The sequence below is a fragment of the Acinetobacter sp. YH1901141 genome (assembly GCF_013416935.1).
In the GTDB taxonomy this organism is placed as follows: domain Bacteria; phylum Pseudomonadota; class Gammaproteobacteria; order Pseudomonadales; family Moraxellaceae; genus Acinetobacter; species Acinetobacter towneri.
The window spans coordinates 1-19,543 of record NZ_VPEY01000033.1; the positions used below are offsets into that span (position 1 = coordinate 1).

Here is a 19,543-nt window from a genome sequence, read left to right on the forward strand (position 1 = left end):
AGCTGAAGCTCGTGATTGTTCGCGATATGTGGCTGACTGGTTTCGATGCACCGAGTATGCACACGCTCTACATCGACAAGCCAATGAAAGGCCATAACCTCATGCAAGCGATTGCACGAGTGAACCGAGTCTACAAAGACAAGATTGGTGGCTTAGTTGTCGATTACCTTGGTATCGCATCTGACCTGAAAGAAGCACTTTCATTTTACTCTGAAGCAGGTGGTAAGGGTGACCCTGCATTGGTTCAGGACGAAGCTGCGACTATCCTGCAAGAGAAGCTTGAAGTGCTTGATGGCATTATGCATGGCTTCAATTACCAGGAATACTTCACAGCCGATACCTCTCGAAAGCTCAACATCATCCTTGAAGCTGAGGAACACATCCTCGGTGTGGACCAGGGCGAAGGTAAGACACGATTCCTTAATGCTGTATCAGCCATGTCACAGGCATTTGCATTAGCTGTCCCTCATCCAAATGCGATGGAAGCAGCACCAGTGGTTGCATTCTTCCAGGCTGTGAAAGCACGACTGGCCAAGTTCAGTGATGGTTCAGGAAAAGTCTCAGGCCTGAGCAATGCTGAATTGGAAGCCAAGGTCAAACAGACCATTGACCAGGCGCTTGTGACTGAACAGGTAGTCGACATCTTTGATGCAGCAGGAATCCAGAAACCAGACATTTCCATTCTCTCTGATGAGTTCATGCAGGAGATGAAAGGCTACAAGCACAAGAACATTGCATTGGAGACCCTCAAGAAGCTCCTAAGTGATGAGATCAAGATGCGAGAGCAGCGTAGTGTCACGCAAGGTAAAAAGCTCATGGAGATGCTGAGCTCTGCGATCAAGGGCTATCAGAACAAGGTACTGACTGCAGCCGAAGTGATTGATGAACTCATCAAGTTGGCTAAGGCAATCCAAGAGTCAGACAAAATGGCAGAGGAACTCAACCTGACTGAATATGAATATGCATTCTATTCAGCAGTTGCAGACAATGACAGTGCTAGAGAGTTGATGCAGAAAGAGATCCTGCGCGAACTCGCTGTTGTGCTGACTGAGTCTATTCGTAAGAATGTAACTTTGGATTGGACCATCAAAGAAGCTGCCAGGGCGAAGCTGAGAGTCATTGTGAAGCGCTTACTCAAGAAGTATGGCTACCCACCTGATATGGCTTTACTGGCGACAGAGACTGTACTTGAACAGGCAGAGCAGTTGGCAGATGAGTTATCTGCCGCTTAATTCTTTGCAATCAAATTGAAATTATTACAAAACTAGATTAGTTCTACATAACAACTAATCTAGTTGCATATCATACCTCGAGGCCTAACTCTTTGAGAACACCAGCATACTTTCTGACAAACTCGACATCTTGTAGTTCAATCAGAAGCCTTTTCTCTAGATCAGCATAGCTTTCCCCTACTGCAGCTTTTTTGCTTGCAAATGGATCATGGTGAGCTAGCTTGTTGGCAAAGAATTGAATCTGTTTATCTGTCAATTTCTTAGGTTTATTATGCGTAATTGCATCCACAAGTTGCTTAGGTTTGAATGAAAAAGAGAAACCACTAATCGTACGCCCTACTTTGTGTTGTTCGTAAGAAGCTGTGATATCAGTCAGTTCATTGATCTGGTTTAATGCTATATCTAGTACTCGAACCTTAAAGTTCGCCATCTTTGCATATTCACCTTCAACTAACCCAAGCTTGAATCGAAAGTCATCAATATCAAACATAGGTGTCTTTCCAACACTACGCCATTGGATGAGTAACTCGTAAAGGCGAATAGCATACTTACTTGTAAGAGAGCTAATTTGCTTAAGTTCGTAAGCAGTGAATGACTTCTCAAGCTGCGTAATCAATGGAATGACATCAGGTGCAAAAGTGAGTTCTACGATACCTGCAGAATCAACATAGGCTATTTTGGAAACCCACCGTGATTTGACGATCTTTTCCTGTTGAGTTCCCTCATGGATACCCTTGTAACTGAATTTGCGCTCAAATAGGTTGCTAGCAGCGTTTTTAAGCCCCTCATAGGCTGCATGCTTATCAACATTGAATTGCTTCATGTAATGATGAGCATGAACCTCTAACGTGCTATTAGCGTCCACATCCTTGCTTACTTCTCTTGCCTGCACAATCGCCAAGAGAATCAATCGTTGTTCTGTTGTGTCTAAATTATAGCTAGCATTGATTAACGCATTATCTTTCACTACGAGGTCATTTTTCACTGAGGTTTCCCCATGTAATTATCCAATTAGCATACATCAACAAACAGTGTAGGTACAAGGTGGGAAAATGTAGACTTAAAGGTGGGAAAACGTAGACTTATGGGTGGGAAAATGTAGACTTAAAGGTGGGAAAATGTAGACTTAAAGGTGGGAAAACGTAGACTTATCACCTCTGAAACGATTGCTATATAAGGCTTACAGAGGTCTTAAAAATAAAAAGATTAAAAGTATTTAAAAATAAAAAGATTACTGCTTCAAAATTTAAGAGAATTTCTTGTTTTACGAGTATCAATTTACAGTGATGAATCAGTATGAAGAATAACCATCGTTTAGGTGGGAAAATGTAGACTAATGCTGAATCGGCAGATAACAGAATTTCTCAAGTAATCATTTACACCACTTAAAAATGCAACTATATTGAATTCAAATTAGTTACAAATTACAAGTAAAATGATTCTATTAATTGGAAGCCAAAAAGGTGGATGTGGTAAATCAACAATAGCCATCAACATTGCAGCATATCTTGCTAAACATAACAAAGACATTGTGTTAGTTGATGCTGATCCTCAGCAAAGTTCAGCTAATTGGGTTAAAGACAGAGATGACACTAACTTACCTAAAGTGCATTGTGTTCAACGCTATGGCGACATCAAGAACACATTGAAAGACCTAGATAGCCGTTATGATTATGTGATTGTCGATGTTGCTGGACATGACAGCAAAGAGCTTAGAACAGCAATGTTAACGGCTCATTACCTGGTAGTGCCATTTAGGCCATCCCAATTCGACTTGGATACTCTACCTCATCTATCAGAAATGATTGATCAGGCGAAGTCCTTTAATGAGGAACTGAAGCCATTTGGACTACTAACATTGGCCCCAACAAATCCATCAGTATCTGAAGTACAGCAAGCGAACGATTATCTCGCTGACTTCCCATTGTTCACAGCGTTGTCATCCGTGATCCATGATCGCAAGGTTTATCGTGATGTCACTGCTGAAGGTAAAGGTGTTGTTGAATCCAATAACCCAAAAGCAATAGAAGAGTTTGAGGCATTCATGAAGGAACTTCTTGTATGATTAAGAAAAGGGAAATTACAAAGACGGCTCCTGATATAGAAGCCTTCATCAATGGAGCTAATGAGCAAACCACACCAAAGCTAGACCCTAAAGCTTCCAGAAAATTTAAGACGCATACGATTCCGATGAACGAGTATGAGTATAGGCTGTTGACTGAGTTGGCAGAGAAATATGGCCAAACTCACAATGGCATTATTAGATTTGCATTGAAGAAGTTAAAGGAAGAATGAAACTAAATAAAAATCAATTTGAAACTAATTTAGTTATAAATTAGTTTTAATATAGGGGCTGTACTAAGTTAATCTAGCACAGTCCCTATAAAAATTAATGGCTAATGATGTCGAGAATTTTCTTCCATAAAATCTCAACGACTTCTTCCTGACTTATCTCATGCAGGTAAACTTCTGAAATTTCTTGTTGAAGCCACTTTTCTAATTTCTCTTGATGTGCAGAATGACTAGAATATTCATTCAATCCAAAATGAGTGATCATCTTGTTCGATGAATTTTCAGAATCATAACTCATAAAATCATAAAGCTTCTGTAAAACAGATTTAATGACCTCTTTCTGAAAACCCTTCCGGATTTTTTCCTCTCGGTACATCAAGTCTAAGTTATTGTGGGCTGTATACACATTTGGCATAAATTTATCCTTGTAAAGTAAAGGATCACAAGAACTAGAGACAATGAGGATATAGATAACTTTACTTTCGATATCTACTATGAAAAAATCCCTACGCTAACCTATCAAGTGGCGTAGTTTATTGCCTCATATTCTTATGATCGTAATAAATGGGAAAAAGAGTTTTTAAAGCTCTTTTTTTTAAACCATTTTTTTGGTAACCAATATGGTTACCAAAAAAATTAACTTGTTTTATGAAGGTTGTCAATCATATAATCCGTACGAATAGCTATTTTTTTTGAGACACTTCAATGGATGAGTTTGTTGCATTCCCTTCTTTTAGCCATTTCTTTGAAAATAGCAACACGGGTATTTCTGATAAAGATTTTGAAAAAATAAAATATGAAATCAATGACTTTGATATCATTGTTGGGAATGAAATAAACTCTTTACATACACTTGTTTCACAATCTAAAGAGTTTGATTTGATTATTATAAAACCAGAGATCGATTTTTTTATTTTTGTGGGGCTCTTTAAAAACAAAGATTCTGTACTTAAACATTACCGTCAATATTTTGAATTATTGAGACAATTACTTACTGATAAAGGTAGTTTATATGTACATGTTTCCAACCTTCATCTAATGAGTGAATTCCAAGTAATATTAGATAAAGTTTTTGGCGAAGCTAGGTGTGTGAATCAAATTTTACTAAAAACCCATAATTCTTCATTTAAAGCATCAAAAGGCTTTACTAAAACAGCTCATGAGGTAATCCTTTTTTATACTAAAACAGATAACTTTATTTGGAATGATGTGATCCAGACAATCACAGATGATAATTTAGCTAAAAAGTTTCCTCATGTGGATGCACTGGGGCAATTTAGACTTATGCCTTTACATGTTCCTGGTGTGCGAAAACATGGTGAAACTGGTAGGCAATGGAGGGATATGAATCCACCCGAAGGTAAGCATTGGCGTTTTTCTCCAGAAAAAATGGATGAACTTGATCAACAGGGTCTTATTCATTGGTCCAGAACAGGCAATCCACGTTTAAAAGATTATGTTAAAAGTGATACCGGTGTTAGATATACAGACTATTGGGACTTAGCATCAGCAAAAAACTCAACATACCAAATTAAAAATCTGCAAAAAGCCTATGAGGTTATTATTAAATCCAGTACCAATGAAGATTCCCTAATATTGGATGCTTGCAGCTTTGATAGCGTCTGCTTGAATGCGGCAAATAACTTAAATAGAAAATGGATTGCAGTAACACCTAATATAGAGTCCTTTTTATTTACATTGCGTTATTTGGACAAAGACTTTTGCTCGAAAAATTTGGCAAGGGCTATTACAACTCCAGAATTTATCTCTAATGAGTTCGCTAATCCTAGCCCTGTGTATAAGGTACAAAATAAAAAATTCAAACATTTAAGTCTTTTAAATAACCTTAGAGTCATCTTAAGTGATTAAATTTGTAGGAAAAAACTTTGAGCTCTGAACGGCTCGGAGTAGGTCATTAAAAATCTTGGGACAGCTCAGTAATATTTTACTCACGGTTGCACTGCTTTTTATTGCTTGGGTGTGGTTGCTGCATTTTCCTTGGTCATGGGTATTGAAAACAACGATTGTGATGGAGATATTGGCTGTAACTTTTGTAGTGTTGTGCGAATATTCAGGTCGTGAGGTCGATGGAGCAAGTGGCTGGATTACCTTTGTTTATTTGATTTTACACGCCTATGCAGCAGTGATTTTAGGTGTAATGTGATTATTGGTTTGGTTGTGGCAGTATGTGATTGCTTAAATGTTCTGAATGAATCCTGTCTGTATTAAGCAGCACCCCATAAATTAGTTACATATTGGTTTTATTTTAGTTCTTAATTAGTTTCAAATAAGTTGCAATAAACAACTATCCAATCAGATGATACTGAGATAAAAAATGCCCATAAGCACAAATGTATTCATGGGCATATCATGCTTATTGGCATTACATCATTTATGAATGACGAGAGTTGGCATCATCATAGACGGCATTGTTTTCACGTCTGCCTACAGCAATCACGATGACAACTACCTCATCATCAACGACTTCATAAACCAGACGATAACCAATACAACGAAGTTTAATCTTGTAGCGGTTAGGATGTCCTGACAGCTTGTTTTTGGGAATACGAGGATTCTCCAAAACCTTGATCAACTTCTTCTTCAATGGTTGCTTAATGCTTGGATTCAGCTTGTTCCATTCTGCTAATGCTTCTTCTAAAAAGTCTAACTTATAGGTCATCAATATTTACTCGAACGCGTTTCTGATTCGCACGAGCATCTGCAATCTTATTCAGTTCCAAGTCTTCTAGTTGCTCTATCATCGTTTCATATAGATCAGCAGGAACACAGTAAAACGCTGGTGTATTACGATTGAGGATTGCTACAGGTTCACCTTTTCCTGCGAGCACTGTATCCATCGGACTCTTTTTGAGTTCAGTAATACTTGCAGTCATTCGCGCATGGATTAATTGAGTCATGGTTAAGTCTCTATAGAATAGTGTTTGGCGTCTGGGTGAATTACTACAAGTAATGCAGGAACAATAGCACACTTAAAAGCATGATTAAATGTACTTTTAAAAACTCTTACAAGAAACATAAATGAATACTAAAAGAGCAATAAATCTTTGAATGTGTAGTTGATTCGGCTAAAGGCAACTGCCTAGATAATGCTGCAATGGAGAGCTTCTTTGGAATACTAAAATCAGAGTGTTGCTATGGTGAGGAATTTAAATCAGTTGATGCGTTGGAGCGAAAGGTGACATGTTTATAGAGAATCTTAAATAACTAATTTCAAAATCATGCGATAACTCACCATCAAAAAAGCCCATTTTTAAAATGGGCTTTCTGAAAATCGCATATGCGATAACTTACAAATGAGTATAACTTTCAGTGGCTTGAAAGGATCTAAAAATCGCCTATACGATAACTCAAAAACCGCATTCGCGGTGACTCACACTGCTGCAAGCATTGTGTTGGGCATGGGTATTCTACAAACCGCATTCGCGGTGACTCACATACCCTGCTTAAGCTTGCCAATCACTTTATATCTATAAACCGCATTCGCGGTGACTCACCTTCACATGAGAGGTAATCACTTCAGATCCAATCTATAAACCGCATTCGCGGTGACTCACATATAACCATCCAAGCCGACTTTAAAAGACACTCTATAAACCGCATTCGCGGTGACTCACAACAATATTAAGAATATATGCTGTGATTAATTAATAATTTACAGTTTTTTATGCAAAAAATCAAAAAAAATTTAATGAACTAAAATTAAATATATTCAATAACTTGAATCATGAATTAAAAATTTAGGTGATTTTATAGAACTTTACTCGAAACTTACAAAGAAATTTTATGTGAATTTAGAGTACACCCTAAAGTAACACTTTAAAAGTTCATAAAACCATGTATCATTTAAATGATTTTTAATCATAAGTAACATGTAACTTTAATATTTAAGATTTATAACTTACGAAATTGTTCATTTTTATCCAATTGGGGTGTAAAAGAGTGAAAGGTCAAAAAGTAGGCTATGTCCGAGTCAGTTCAGCCGAGCAAAATACTGGACGTCAACTTGAGGGAATTGAAGTCGACCGGATTTTTGTTGACCGTGCTTCTGGTAAAAATACCGACCGACTGAAATTTCAAGAAATGTTGAACTATGTCCGGGAAGGGGACAGGGTAATTGTACATTCCATGGATCGTTTTGCACGCAGTCTAAAAGATTTGGTCACTGAAGTAGATAAACTGGTTAAAAGAGGGATCGCCATCCAGTTTGTAAAAGAAAATATTACATTCACTGCTCAATCCACCCCGATGGATAATTTAATGCTGCAACTGATGGGTGCTTTTGCACAGTTCGAACGTGAGATCATTTTAGAGCGGCAAAAGGAAGGAATTAAACTTGCCTCTGCTCAAGGGAAGTACAAAGGCCGGGTACATAAATTGAAGCCTGAGCAGGCTGAGGCTTTACGACAAGACTGGACTCAAGGAAAGTATTCATCCAAAGTTGATTTGGCAAAAGCATTTGGTATTAGCCGACAGGCTGTTTATCGATATTTAAAAAGAGAGTAGATGGAATTTGTCTAGGAGAGTGGTGGCAGTTCAAATTAGCATGTTAACGGCTTTGTTGCACAAACCTATCTGTAAAGGCTTTTTCAGCGATATAATTTTCAAATGAAGAAGCCTACACACAAAATCTACCGCACAACCAATTTGTCACTTACAAAAATAAAAGCTAGTTTACAAAAATAGAAGCTAGTCAAATATATAAAAATAGACTATTAATAACTCATAATTTCTTTTTTATAATAACCTTTATTAGAGTATATTCTGATATGACCTCTATTGACTCATTTCCTGATGATGAAATCGAACGAGTTGTCTACCTATATAGTTGTTTAAAGTTAAATTCGAGTTCTGAATCTGACAATATATTAATTGAAGTTCTACTTGTTGAGCTTGATGCGGCAAACCCTAATCGTTTAAATGTATCTGAAAATTCTTACAACAAATATGATGTCACTTTTCGAGATTTGGATACAGTACAAATTGGCACAATATGGAAAGGCCAAACACGAATAGAGGGAAGAAAATTCTCTTTTAATAACTGTCTGAGAACAGTTAATTTTGAGTTTGATTTTTCCATTAACGAACCAAAGATCATTAGATTTGATGCTAAGATTCCTGATTCAGACGAATACTACTTATATAATGAAAAAATATTCATTCCTAAAAATGAATACAGTGCAAATGTGCCTTTTAGATATTACCCATTTTTAATGAGTAAATATTGTATTTTAAAATCAAATGATAATATCGAAGTACTTACAAGTTGTATTCATTCACTCCATGCTTTTTATATCCCTGCAAGAAAGGACATTAGAGGCCATATCATCAATGAAAATTACAGTATTTCACATATAGTTGATTTATTTTTAGAAAAATATGAAATTCAAAATGTTGAAAATGTTGAAAATGTTGAAAAAATATCTGTTGTACTGAAAAAAAATATGGTTAAAACCATAGGAAAAGAAGCGATCACATTTTTGGCAAATCTAGCACTAAACAAAAACACCCAAGAAAAAGTGCTAAATATACGAAATTCGTTAAATGACATAAAACTCGATAAAACTGGAAAGCCATATCCATCTAGATTTCCTAGTGTAATTCCTCCGCATTCAACAACAATGAGCTTAACTGCCGAAGGTATTTGGCTTGAAAATGGAAAACGATTTTTAATTACACACGTATCTAAAGTTTCTCCTATTGCTGATTTTCCTATAGTAGCTTATGCACCTGTAACAGAATCAGAGGAACAGATAGAAACCATTGATAAAGATAAAGTTCATAGACAAGGTCGAAACAAAAAAAAACGCAATAACACTCGTATCAACACCCAAGAAGACCCATCTCACAACAGAGGTGAAAATAAAAAACAGACTGATATTTCAGTAGATTTTACTGACTTCGATATTGAGATTATTGAAGAAGTAATTGAAACTGAATCAAATATACAATATATTGAAAGTAAAGAAAAAAATGAAAATAAAGATGAAGAATCATCAGGCAACCGTTATGGCAATAGAAAGAATAAACCTACAAAATCTGAAAATTCAGAAAAAAAACCGAATAAACTAGATGTAGATGATCTTGCTCTTATATTTAGTAGTTTAAAAAACATTGAAGCTAAAAAAGATTCTACTAAATTAACTAAAGTATCTTGCATTGATCAAAGTGGAAATCTTTCAGACACCTTTTCACTTTTACAGATAAAGCCCATCGTTAAATTCCCTATTCATAATACTTGGATTAACGATGACGTTGGAAGATTACTTTTGTTTTTAAAGTTAGAGTTAGCCGAATTTCATGATCATCTTTACCTTATTGATATTAAGAAAAATAACAAAAATAATGAAGCATTTTGTTTTTTTCTATTTATTACCAAAGAGATGCTTAATGAAAAAAATATAACCATGATTTGTGAAGCAATTGAGGGGAAAAAAGGAACAAAAAAATGGTTCGATATTTGCAAGACTAACTTCAATCAAAAAAGAGCCATGAAGCACATGCATACTGACCAAGCTGATTGGGTTGCAAGTTTTAATAAAATTTTCAAAATATTAATAAAAAAGAAAAAATTATAAATAGAGAATTAAATTTACTAAAATATGCTTCGTATTTATTGAAGAATTACGAAGCAGCTTGTTTTAAAACTTCTACTTCAAAATGATCCATTAGCTTCTTTATTACTTCTTTTTAAATAGATAACTCATATAAAGAATAGTATGAAATATATCTAAAACTTCCAACAGGTTTCTCAATCAACCAATATTAATAAAGTTATTATAAAACAATAATTTAGCTTAACAAAATCAAGTGTTTATTATTAATAATAGTTTCAGCCAAATTAAAATTACTTCCCATTTAACAGTTTTCTCCACACAATCTCCACATAACATTAGCAATTCATAAACACTGCTATTTCAAAATAGTAGCATCTAAAACTCTCTCTGAAAAAACATGCAAACATGTCATCATTTAATAAGTTCAATACTTATTACAACTGTACTTTTGATCGGCTGTACACAATCCAAAGATGCTGAACAGTCCGCAGCAGAAATGCCGCCGGTGGTGGTCAGTACCATCACTGTATTACCGCAATCTATGAATGTAATTGAAAATCTTCCCGGCCGTGTTACAGCTTACCGGATTGCTGAAATTCGTCCGCAAGTAGGTGGAATTGTTGATAAAGTGCTTTTTAAACAAGGCTCTTATGTGCAAGCAGGTCAACCACTTTTTAAATTAAATTCTGAAATCTTTCAGGCAGATGTAAAAAGCAATCAAGCTACTTTAAACCGTGCACAAGCTGAGGTGACACGTTTGCAGGTGCTGTTAAAACGCTACACTGAATTGGTAAAAGTAAATGCGGTTAGTCAGCAGGAATACAACAATACGGAAGCAGATTATAAAAAAGCAAAAGCCGATGTGGCGCAAATGCAAGCTATGTTAAGTAGACAGCAGCTCAATCTTAAATATGCCACTGTCACAGCACCCATCTCAGGAACGATTGGTGAAATCTTAGTGACTGAAGGTGCATTGGTTGGTCAAGGCGATAGCAATGCGATGGCCGTAATACAACAGATTAATAAAGTCTACGTCGATGTAAAGCAATCAATTAGTGATTATGAAAAGCTACAGGAAGCTTTGCAGCAAGGTGACGTGTCAAACATCAAACATACGGTTGAAATCCTGAATAGTCAGGGTAAACCTTATAATGTCACAGGTGAAATCCTATTTTCAGATACTAAAGTTGATCCTGACACGGGTGATGTCACGATTCGTATTCTAGTCAATAATCAAAATCAAAAACTTTTGCCAGGCATGTATGTTCGAGTCAATATGAGCCGAGCTCAAGTTGAAAATGCGCTGTTAGTACCTGAACAAGCGATTCAACATGATATTAATGGTAAAGCCAATGTTACGATTGTTAATCAAAAAGGTTTAGCGCAAAGCAAGCCTATTCAGCTTGGTCAACGTTATCAAAATAGCTATGTAGTAACACAAGGATTACAAGCAGGCGAAAAAGTTATTGTTGAAGGCGCTGATCGTATACAGCCTGAGCAAAAACTAAAAATTAAGCAGTGGCAACCTACAAATACTCAGGAAAGTGGAGGCAAGAAATAATGTCTCAATTTTTCATTAAGCGTCCTGTTTTTGCATGGGTGATCGCTTTATTTATTATTTTGTTAGGTGTACTCAGTATTCCCAAGTTACCTATTGCAAGATTTCCGAGTGTTGCGCCACCACAGATCAGTATTACTGCAATCTATCCAGGTGCTACCCCAAAGACACTGAATGATAGTGTTGTGACATTGATTGAGCGGGAAATGTCAGGTGTCAAGAACTTACTGTATTACAGTTCAAGTTCGGATAGTTCTGGAGAAGCAACAATCACCGCAACCTTTAAACCAGGCACAGATGTAGAACTGGCACAAGTTGATGTACAAAACAAAATTAAAGCCATTGAGTCGCGCCTACCCCAAACAGTTCGACAACAGGGGCTGATGGTTGATGCTGCATCATCTGGTTTTTTAATGATGGTGGGGTTGAGTTCACCAAATGGCAAATATAGTGAAATTGATGTCAGTGACTATATGACTCGCTATGTAATTGAAGAATTAAAACGGGTCGAAGGTGTTGGTAAAGTCCAAAACTTTGGTGCTGAGAAAGCCATGCGAATTTGGGTCGATCCAGACCGCTTGGTCTCTTATGGATTGAGTATTCAAGATGTGAATACAGCCATCCAAAACCAAAACTTGCCGATATCACCGGGTCGTATTGGTGATGTTCCTGCGTTGAAGGGGCAACAAATCACCATTCCTTTGACTGCTCAAGGTCAATTAGAAACTGTAGAGCAATTCAAGAACATTAGTTTACGTGCTCAACAAAATGGTGCCATTGTTCGATTATCGGATGTTGCTCGTGTCGAAATTGGTGCGCAAATGTATAACTTTGCGATTTTAGAAAATGGTAAAGCCTCTACAGCTGTGGCGATACAAATGAGTCCTGGTGCCAATGCTGTTAAGACTGCAGAGGGTGTAAAAGCAAAAATTGAACAATTAAGTCTAGCATTGCCTGATGGTATGAAATTCTCTATACCTTACGACACTGCACCTTTTGTAAAAGTTTCGATTGAAAAAGTAATCATGACATTGCTTGAAGCTATGGCTTTAGTTTTTATTGTCATGTTTATTTTCTTACATAATGTTCGATACACCTTAATTCCAGCGATCGTTGCACCGATTGCATTGCTTGGCACATTTTCAGTCATGCTACTTGCAGGTTTTTCGATTAATGTGCTGACCATGTTCGGCATGGTGCTTGCGATTGGGATTATTGTCGATGATGCGATTGTGGTCATTGAGAATGTTGAACGAATTATGGCGACAGAAAGTTTATCTCCAGTTGAAGCCACATCTAAAGCCATGAAGGAAATTACCAATCCGATTATTGGTATTACCTTAGTGTTAGCCGCTGTATTCTTGCCGATGGCATTGGCGTCAGGCTCGGTGGGGATTATCTATCGCCAATTCACCATTACCATGTCAGTTTCCATTTTATTCTCAGCTTTCCTTGCATTGACATTAACCCCTGCGTTATGTGCAACAATGTTAAAACCGATTGATCAAGACCATCAGAAAAAAGGTGTTTTTGCATGGTTTGATCGCAGTTTTGAGAAGCTGAACAATCGCTACGAACGTAGTTTATTTAAAGTAATTAAACATAAAACCCTCGCAATGTTATGTTTCTTAGGCATTGTCATTGTGCTGATTTTTAGTTTTAAACACGTTCCGACTGCGTTTATGCCAGAAGAAGATCAGGGGTGGTTTATGACTTCAATTCAGCTTCCTGCGGATGCAACTCAAGAACGTACCCGTAAAGTCGTTGCTGAGTTTCAAAATCATTTAGACCAAGAAACGGGTATTAAAGACAATATGGCAGTCTTAGGTTTTGGTTTTAGTGGTTCTGGTCAGAATACAGCGATGTATTTTACTAATCTATTGCCATTCGAAGAGCGTACTATTACGGCACAAGAAGTCGTGAATAATGCAAATATAGCGATGGCTGAAAGTTCAGAAGGTCAAACCATGTCTGTGTTACCACCAGCCATTGATGAATTAGGTAACTCATCTGGTTTTTCACTGAGATTATTAGATCGTGGCAATATTGGCATGCCTGCTTTAAGAGAAGCGCAAGATCAGCTTTTAGCATTAGCAGCACAAAGTAAAATCGTGGCGGAGGTCTATCCTGAAGGTTTGCCAGATGGCAGTTCTGTACAGCTTAAAATTGATAGAGATAAATTGCAGGCATTAGGTGTTAATTTCAGTGATGTGACCGATATTATTTCAACCTCAATGGGTTCGATGTACATCAATGACTTTCCAAATCAAGACCGCATGCAGCAAGTCATAGTGCAGCTTGATTCCAAATCACGCATGAGTATTGAAGATATTCTTCAGATTAAAGTGAACAGTCAAAGCGGTAAATTGGTTTCAATGTCTGAAATAATTACACCCATTTGGCAACATTCACCACAACAATACAATCGTTACAACGGTCGTCCATCATTGAGTATTTCTGGCAGTCCAGCAGCAGGTGTATCTTCAGGACAAGCCATGACTGAGATGGAAAATTTGATTAAACAGCTTCCGAAAGGTGTGGGTTATGAGTGGACTGGGATTTCTCTAGAAGAAAAACAGTCGGAATCACAAACCTTGTTTTTATTACTGTTGTCGATGTTAGTCGTTTTCCTTGTCTTGGCAGCACTTTATGAAAGCTGGTCAATTCCATTCTCTGTGATGCTAGTTGTCCCTCTAGGGTTGATTGGCGCCTTTTTAGCAGTAATGTTACGTGGTATGCCAAATGATATTTTCTTTAAGGTCGGCATGATCACGATTATTGGTCTATCTGCAAAGAATGCCATTTTGATTGTTGAGTTTGCAAAAGCATTAAGAGAAGAAGGAATGGGTTTAGTGGAGGCAACCGTTGCAGCCGCTAAATTGCGCTTACGTCCAATCCTAATGACATCTTTGGCATTTACCTGTGGCGTTATTCCTTTAGTCATTGCCAGTGGCGCTAGTTCTGAAACTCAAAAAGCGATTGGTACAGGCGTCTTTGGCGGCATGATCAGCGCAACAATTCTAGCTGTTATTTTTGTACCGATTTTCTTTATTGTCGTCATGAGCATGGTTGAGAAATTCTCGAAACGTAAAGCGGCACATTAAGCATCAAAACTGAGAATAAAAGCTAAATATAAAAGCTGTGGGTTAACGAGTTTAGCCCACAACAAATCTTTCATTTACATCTTTATTTCAGAATTGATTTAATAAACCATCAATATAGGTTTGATCATGAAAGCTACGAATCTTGATCCGAAACGCTGGTGGATATTGCTCGCTGTCGTGCTTGCATTTCTGCCGATTGTGATTGATATGACTGTACTGCATGTTGCGGTTCCATCATTAACCCAATCATTGAGTGCCTCAAGCAACCAAGTCTTATGGATTATTGATATTTATCCATTACTTATGGCTGGACTTTTAGTTCCGATGGGAACTTTGGCTGATCGTGTCGGCAATCGTAAGATTCTGCTGATTGGCTTGGTTATATTTGGAATTGCCTCAGTCCTTGCGGCATTTTCCCAAACGGCTTCTATGCTGATTGCCGCACGTGCTTTATTAGCATTAGGCGGTGCCATGATTATGCCCTGTGTATTGGGTATTATTCGCAGAACCTTCGAAGACAGTCGCGAACGTGCCATTGCGCTGGGTATTTGGGGCACAATCGGATCAGCCGGTGCCGCCATTGGACCGCTCATTGGTGGTGGATTGTTAGAATATTTCTGGTGGGGTTCAGTTTTCCTCATTAATGTCCCAATCATGTTAGTTGTCGCCCCAATGTGCTATTTCTTATTATCCAAAAATGAAGCTGTAACCTCTGGACATTGGGCATTTGGTCAGGCGCTATTGCTAATTTTCGGTTTGGTTTCATTTGTATATGCGCTCAAAGCAGGCTTAGGCGGTAAACAGTCGTTGTTAATTGTCCTTCCTTTAGTCATTTTTTCTATTGGATTATTAACCATATTTGTACGCAAACAGCTGAATTCTCCTCAACCGATGCTAGATCTTTCACTATTTTCACGCCCTGCTATTTTAGCAGGCATTATTATGGCAATGGTTGCTGCAGGCGCTTTGGCAGGTGTGGAATTAACCTTAGCGATGGAGCTGCAATATGTCATTCGTTTAACACCACTACAAGCTGGTCTTTTTATGGTTCCGATTATGGTTGCTGCTGCTATTGGTGGGCCTATTGCTGGATTTTTATCTAATAAATTCGGACTGCGTCTAGTTGCAACATTTTCATTAATATTGGCAGCAATTGCGTTGATCAGTTTGAGTTATTCAGATTTTCATCATCCGGGAATTATTGTTCCCTTTATTTTAGCTTCAATTGGACTCACTCTAAGTATCGGTTTAACAGCTTCATCCATTGCGATCATGGGCTCAGTACCTGCAGAAAAGGGCGGTGCGGCAGGTTCACTTGAAAGTACAGGTTATGAACTGGGTACAGGACTAGGTATTACTTTATTTGGTGTTTTCATGGCCTATATATTTGGCAGTCATCTTCAAGTGCCGTCAGATTTAACTGCTGTTTTAGCAGAAAAAGCCAGACTATCGATTGGTGATACCTATTTAGTGGCTAGCCAGTTACCCGTTGAACAAGGTACAGCATTGATTAACGCAGGTAAAATTGCCTTCAGTTCAGCTCATGTTAATTTATTATTAACAGCAGGGATTATCATCGGCATACTCTCCATTGTGGTATTTTTTATGCTAGCGAAATATCGAGATGAGAATTCATTGTAATGAAATTTATTTGAGGATCATCAAACAGAATGGTTAAGTTCAGACATCAATTTATCTTAAATTTATGGTTTAAATGAAGCCGTATTGATCTGAACTTAACACATTATAAATGAGTTGATGTCTTACGATTTATACGATTTAGTTGAATAGTAAAACAGCTGCCACCTAAGTTTTTGGATTTAGAATAATAAATATGACCTTGGTGTGCTTCAATAATTGCATCAATCACTGCCAAGCCTAATCCAGTACCGCCATCTAGACGTGATCTAGAGTCTTCCAGACGATAGAATGGCTTGAACAGATGTGCAAGATGCGATTCATCAATACCAGGACCTTCATCTTCAAACATTAATAGCCAATGTTCTGCTGTGGCCATCGTTGTAATATTGATTTGTCCAGCATTCGAATATCTTAGAAAATTAGAAAATAATGCAATAAAGACTTGTTCCATCCTTCTTATATCAACGCAAACCAATTTATCCGTCAAATTTAAAATAATAGTTAAACCTTTAACCTGAAACCGTTCATTAAACATCTGCAGACATTTTTCAATACTATCTTTTAAATTGGTCTTTTCTAGTTCTAAACGTAATTGTTTATTTTCAATAAGTGTCAGTGTCCGTAAATCTTCCACAAGGTAAGATAAGCCTTCGACTTGGTTCAATAAGCTTAGGTGTAAAGCTTGATCGGCAATAAATATACCATCGACAATACCTTGCAAGCGACCTTGTAATATTGTCACAGGTGTTCGTAATTCATGTGCAATTGCAGCATTCCAAACAGTTGAATTCTTAACTGATACTTCAAGTTGGTTTGACATTTCATTGAAGTTCTCAATAAGGGACTTGATTTCATGTGGAATATCATGATGTGGCTGTTTAATTCTGAGTGCTAAATTACCTTGTTGAATTTGTTGAATAACATCTGCTAAATCACTAATTGGCTGTGTATAGCGTTTTCCATATTTAAAGGCGAGGATAGTAGAAAGAAAAAAGCCTGTTAATAGCACTAAAAACAGCCAGATAAAGTCAACAGAGGTAACTGAAAATTCATTTGAATTAATAACTTGCGTATTTAGAAAACCTATTTTTATCGCCCAGCTATAAACAAAATAGCCAATCATGAAAGATAACAGCGTAATGCCTAAATTGAGTAGGCTCATCATGATAATAAACTGGAAGTTAATTCCAACTGAATTTTTAAAAAAGTTAAATTTCATGATTTTGATCTAAGCGATACCCCACGCCACGGACATTGATTAATAAACCATTTACATAATTTTCTTCAAGTTTTTTGCGTAATTTGCTGATATGGCTATCTACAGTGCGATCTAAAGCATCACTTTCAGGCATACAGTTTTGGATCAATTCATTGCGTGTAAAGACTTTATTTGGTGTTTTTGCCATCAAAACCAGTATCTTATACTCAGTTAACGTAAGGTTGAGCAGCTGATTTCTTTGACCATTTGAAATGTAAACTTGATGATGATCTGGATTAATTTCAATATTTTTATAACGAATAATATTAGTTATTTCCGTATTTTGGCTTGTACTTCGTCTAAGTACGGCTTGTATTCGCGCAATCACTTCATTTGGGTTAAATGGTTTAATAATAAAATCATCAGCACCCATTTTTAGCCCCATGATCTTATTCACTTGATCATCTAAGGCAGTCAGCATAATGACAGGTAAATGACTTGTTTGACGGATGATTTGTAGAATTTCCCAGCCATTTAGTTTGGGTAATTTAATATCAAGGAGAATCAGGTCTATAGAGTTGGCTTTTAAGCACTCTAAAGCTTGTTGTCCATCCAATGCACGGATGACCTTCATGTTTTCATTTTTTATGTATTTTTCAAGAATGTCACCAATATCATAATCATCTTCTACAACGAGAATTACGCTATTTTCAAAGCTATGTTGTAAGTTCTGATACATACAAGTTATTCGGATAAAATCTTGGTAAGTAAATAGTTTAACAGTTTGAATTGTAAATTTCAGAATAACTGAATTCTACTTCTGCTTACCCAATACATTGAGAAAAATGTACCTGAGCTTCAATTACTCACTAGGTTTCTCATCTTTTTTCTTCTGAATCAAATCCCATATAGAGAAATCAGGCTTAGCTTTATCAGAATGTTCCGCAGGGTTAACTTTAAATGCTTCAAGATTGATTTCTAAAAGTTTTAATTTAAGCTCCTCTGAACCAGTAACTCCTAACTTTTCAAGCTCTTGAATTTCTGTTTTGTACCGTTCATAAGATTTAGCCAATGCTTCTTTATGAGAATATTCTTGCTCTAATTTAGAAAAACGATTTAAATTTATATTCGCAATTGTTGCAATCCAAATCAAAGGTGCGTTGATCAATAATTTGAATAAGAATGTATCCCACTTCATATTCAAAAAATCTGATTTATCAAACAAATAAAAATTAAATCCAAAAATTGCTAATACAACTAATACGGTAATCCCCCCTAAAAATAAAAGGATCTAAAAGTAGAATTTTCTCTTAAGATACGAGCAGGAGATTCTGCATGAAAACATCTAAATTTACTGACAGCCAGATCATGTCCATTTTAAAACAGGCGGAGTCTGGCACACCTGTAGCCACCCTTTGTCGTGAACATGGCATGAGTAATGCCACGTTTTATAAATGGCGTGCCAGATATGGCGGTATGGATACCTCATTGATGGCTCGACTGAAAGAGCTGGAAGCAGAAAATACCAGACTAAAAAAAATGGGCACTGTTGCAAATAACCACGAATGGTAAGCTGAAGACTGTTTTAGCTAAAGGTGCAGCATATGAATCCTTTCCATGGTCGGCATTTTCAGGGCGAAATCATTCTTTGGGCTGTGCGCTGGTATTGTAAATATGGCATTAGCTATCGTGAACTGCAGGAAATGCTGGCCGAACGGGGTGTGAATGTTGATCACACGACTATTTACCGTTGGGTTCAACGTTATGCTCCTGAAATAGAAAAACGTTTACGCTGGTATTGGCGTAATCCTACAGATCTGAGCTCGTGGCATATTGATGAAACCTATGTAAAAGTGAATGGACGATGGTCTTATCTGTATCGTGCAGTCGATCAACGTGGCGATACCATTGATTTTTATCTTTCTTCTAGACGTAATACCAAA

The 19,543-nt window shown here is 37.0% G+C and carries 17 protein-coding genes and 3 pseudogenes; 13 read left to right on the plus strand and 7 right to left on the minus strand.

What is annotated here, in order from left to right; all coding sequences use genetic code 11:
- Positions 1-1,232: type I restriction enzyme endonuclease domain-containing protein (locus FTV52_RS12965; protein WP_257221754.1), on the plus strand; the 1,232-nt coding region annotated here is incomplete at its 5' end.
- A 70-nt stretch (positions 1,233-1,302) separates the two neighbouring features.
- On the opposite strand, the gene repM is transcribed toward FTV52_RS12965, so the two are convergent.
- Positions 1,303-2,217, minus strand: coding sequence for a replication initiation protein RepM (repM, locus tag FTV52_RS12970; RefSeq protein WP_179990957.1), 915 nt, complete (start codon positions 2,215-2,217; stop codon positions 1,303-1,305).
- A 450-nt stretch (positions 2,218-2,667) separates the two neighbouring features.
- On the opposite strand from repM, the gene FTV52_RS12975 reads away from it, so the two are divergent.
- Both FTV52_RS12975 and FTV52_RS12980 read left to right on the plus strand, forming a co-directional pair.
- Entirely contained in the window at positions 2,668-3,297 is a 630-nt protein-coding gene (locus tag FTV52_RS12975; protein ID WP_115729227.1) for an AAA family ATPase, read from the plus strand.
- Complete coding sequence (locus tag FTV52_RS12980) at positions 3,294-3,527, plus strand: hypothetical protein (protein WP_115729226.1); 234 nt, start codon at positions 3,294-3,296, stop codon at positions 3,525-3,527. Before FTV52_RS12975 ends, FTV52_RS12980 begins: the two co-directional genes overlap by 4 nt.
- A 94-nt stretch (positions 3,528-3,621) precedes the next feature.
- Here FTV52_RS12980 and FTV52_RS12985 read toward each other — a convergent pair whose 3' ends face one another.
- Positions 3,622-3,939 (minus strand): hypothetical protein, encoded by a 318-nt coding sequence (locus FTV52_RS12985; RefSeq protein WP_115729225.1) that lies wholly within the window; start codon positions 3,937-3,939, stop codon positions 3,622-3,624.
- Positions 3,940-4,229: 290 nt separating this feature from the next.
- Between FTV52_RS12985 and FTV52_RS12990 the strand changes: the two genes are divergently transcribed.
- Complete coding sequence (locus FTV52_RS12990) at positions 4,230-5,393, plus strand: DNA methyltransferase (protein ID WP_179990958.1); 1,164 nt, start codon at positions 4,230-4,232, stop codon at positions 5,391-5,393.
- 55 nt (positions 5,394-5,448) lie between these two features.
- Complete coding sequence (locus FTV52_RS12995) at positions 5,449-5,688, plus strand: hypothetical protein (RefSeq protein ID WP_114837616.1); 240 nt, start codon at positions 5,449-5,451, stop codon at positions 5,686-5,688.
- A 228-nt stretch (positions 5,689-5,916) separates the two neighbouring features.
- Here the strand turns inward: FTV52_RS12995 and FTV52_RS13000 are convergent, their stop codons facing one another.
- Together FTV52_RS13000 and FTV52_RS13005 are read right to left on the minus strand one after the other, a co-directional pair.
- Positions 5,917-6,204: a type II toxin-antitoxin system RelE/ParE family toxin gene (locus FTV52_RS13000; RefSeq protein WP_179990959.1), complete on the minus strand. Its 288-nt coding sequence runs from the start codon at positions 6,202-6,204 to the stop codon at positions 5,917-5,919.
- Positions 6,194-6,442, minus strand: coding sequence for a type II toxin-antitoxin system Phd/YefM family antitoxin (locus FTV52_RS13005; RefSeq protein WP_179990960.1), 249 nt, complete (start codon positions 6,440-6,442; stop codon positions 6,194-6,196). The genes FTV52_RS13000 and FTV52_RS13005 overlap by 11 nt, the downstream gene beginning before the upstream one ends.
- Before the next feature lie 164 nt (positions 6,443-6,606).
- On the opposite strand from FTV52_RS13005, the pseudogene FTV52_RS13010 reads away from it, so the two are divergent.
- From FTV52_RS13010 to FTV52_RS13035, 6 genes and pseudogenes are all read left to right on the plus strand, one after another.
- Positions 6,607-6,714: pseudogene (locus tag FTV52_RS13010) on the plus strand (IS3 family transposase); the annotation flags it as partial.
- 770 nt (positions 6,715-7,484) lie between these two features.
- Positions 7,485-8,048 (plus strand): recombinase family protein, encoded by a 564-nt coding sequence (locus tag FTV52_RS13015; RefSeq protein ID WP_179990962.1) that lies wholly within the window; start codon positions 7,485-7,487, stop codon positions 8,046-8,048.
- A 263-nt stretch (positions 8,049-8,311) separates the two neighbouring features.
- Positions 8,312-10,120 carry a hypothetical protein gene (locus FTV52_RS13020; protein ID WP_046267466.1) on the plus strand — a complete coding sequence of 603 codons (1,809 nt, stop codon included), beginning with the start codon at positions 8,312-8,314 and terminating at the stop codon, positions 10,118-10,120.
- A 376-nt stretch (positions 10,121-10,496) separates the two neighbouring features.
- The gene (locus FTV52_RS13025) at positions 10,497-11,660 is read left to right on the plus strand and encodes an efflux RND transporter periplasmic adaptor subunit (protein ID WP_077109212.1); all 1,164 of its coding nucleotides are present in this window, start codon (positions 10,497-10,499) and stop codon (positions 11,658-11,660) included.
- Complete coding sequence (locus FTV52_RS13030; protein WP_271373169.1) at positions 11,657-14,761, plus strand: multidrug efflux RND transporter permease subunit; 3,105 nt, start codon at positions 11,657-11,659, stop codon at positions 14,759-14,761. Before FTV52_RS13025 ends, FTV52_RS13030 begins: the two co-directional genes overlap by 4 nt.
- 126 nt (positions 14,762-14,887) lie before the next feature.
- Positions 14,888-16,402: an MFS transporter gene (locus FTV52_RS13035; protein ID WP_020752726.1), complete on the plus strand. Its 1,515-nt coding sequence runs from the start codon at positions 14,888-14,890 to the stop codon at positions 16,400-16,402.
- A gap of 103 nt (positions 16,403-16,505) precedes the next feature.
- On the opposite strand, the gene adeS is transcribed toward FTV52_RS13035, so the two are convergent.
- The 3 genes from adeS to FTV52_RS13050 form a co-directional block, all read right to left on the minus strand.
- Positions 16,506-17,621 (minus strand): two-component sensor histidine kinase AdeS, encoded by a 1,116-nt coding sequence (adeS, locus tag FTV52_RS13040; RefSeq protein ID WP_099143579.1) that lies wholly within the window; start codon positions 17,619-17,621, stop codon positions 16,506-16,508.
- A complete protein-coding gene (adeR, locus tag FTV52_RS13045) occupies positions 17,611-18,339 on the minus strand; it encodes an efflux system response regulator transcription factor AdeR (RefSeq protein ID WP_020752724.1) in 729 nt (242 codons plus the stop codon). Before adeR ends, adeS begins: the two co-directional genes overlap by 11 nt.
- 123 nt (positions 18,340-18,462) lie before the next feature.
- The gene (locus tag FTV52_RS13050; protein WP_225456439.1) at positions 18,463-18,798 is read right to left on the minus strand and encodes a hypothetical protein; all 336 of its coding nucleotides are present in this window, start codon (positions 18,796-18,798) and stop codon (positions 18,463-18,465) included.
- A gap of 137 nt (positions 18,799-18,935) precedes the next feature.
- Here FTV52_RS13050 and FTV52_RS13055 point away from each other — a divergent pair.
- Positions 18,936-19,142, plus strand: a pseudogene (locus tag FTV52_RS13055) (transposase); the annotation flags it as partial.
- A 62-nt stretch (positions 19,143-19,204) separates the two neighbouring features.
- Positions 19,205-19,543, plus strand: a pseudogene (locus FTV52_RS13060) (IS6-like element IS1006 family transposase); the annotation flags it as partial.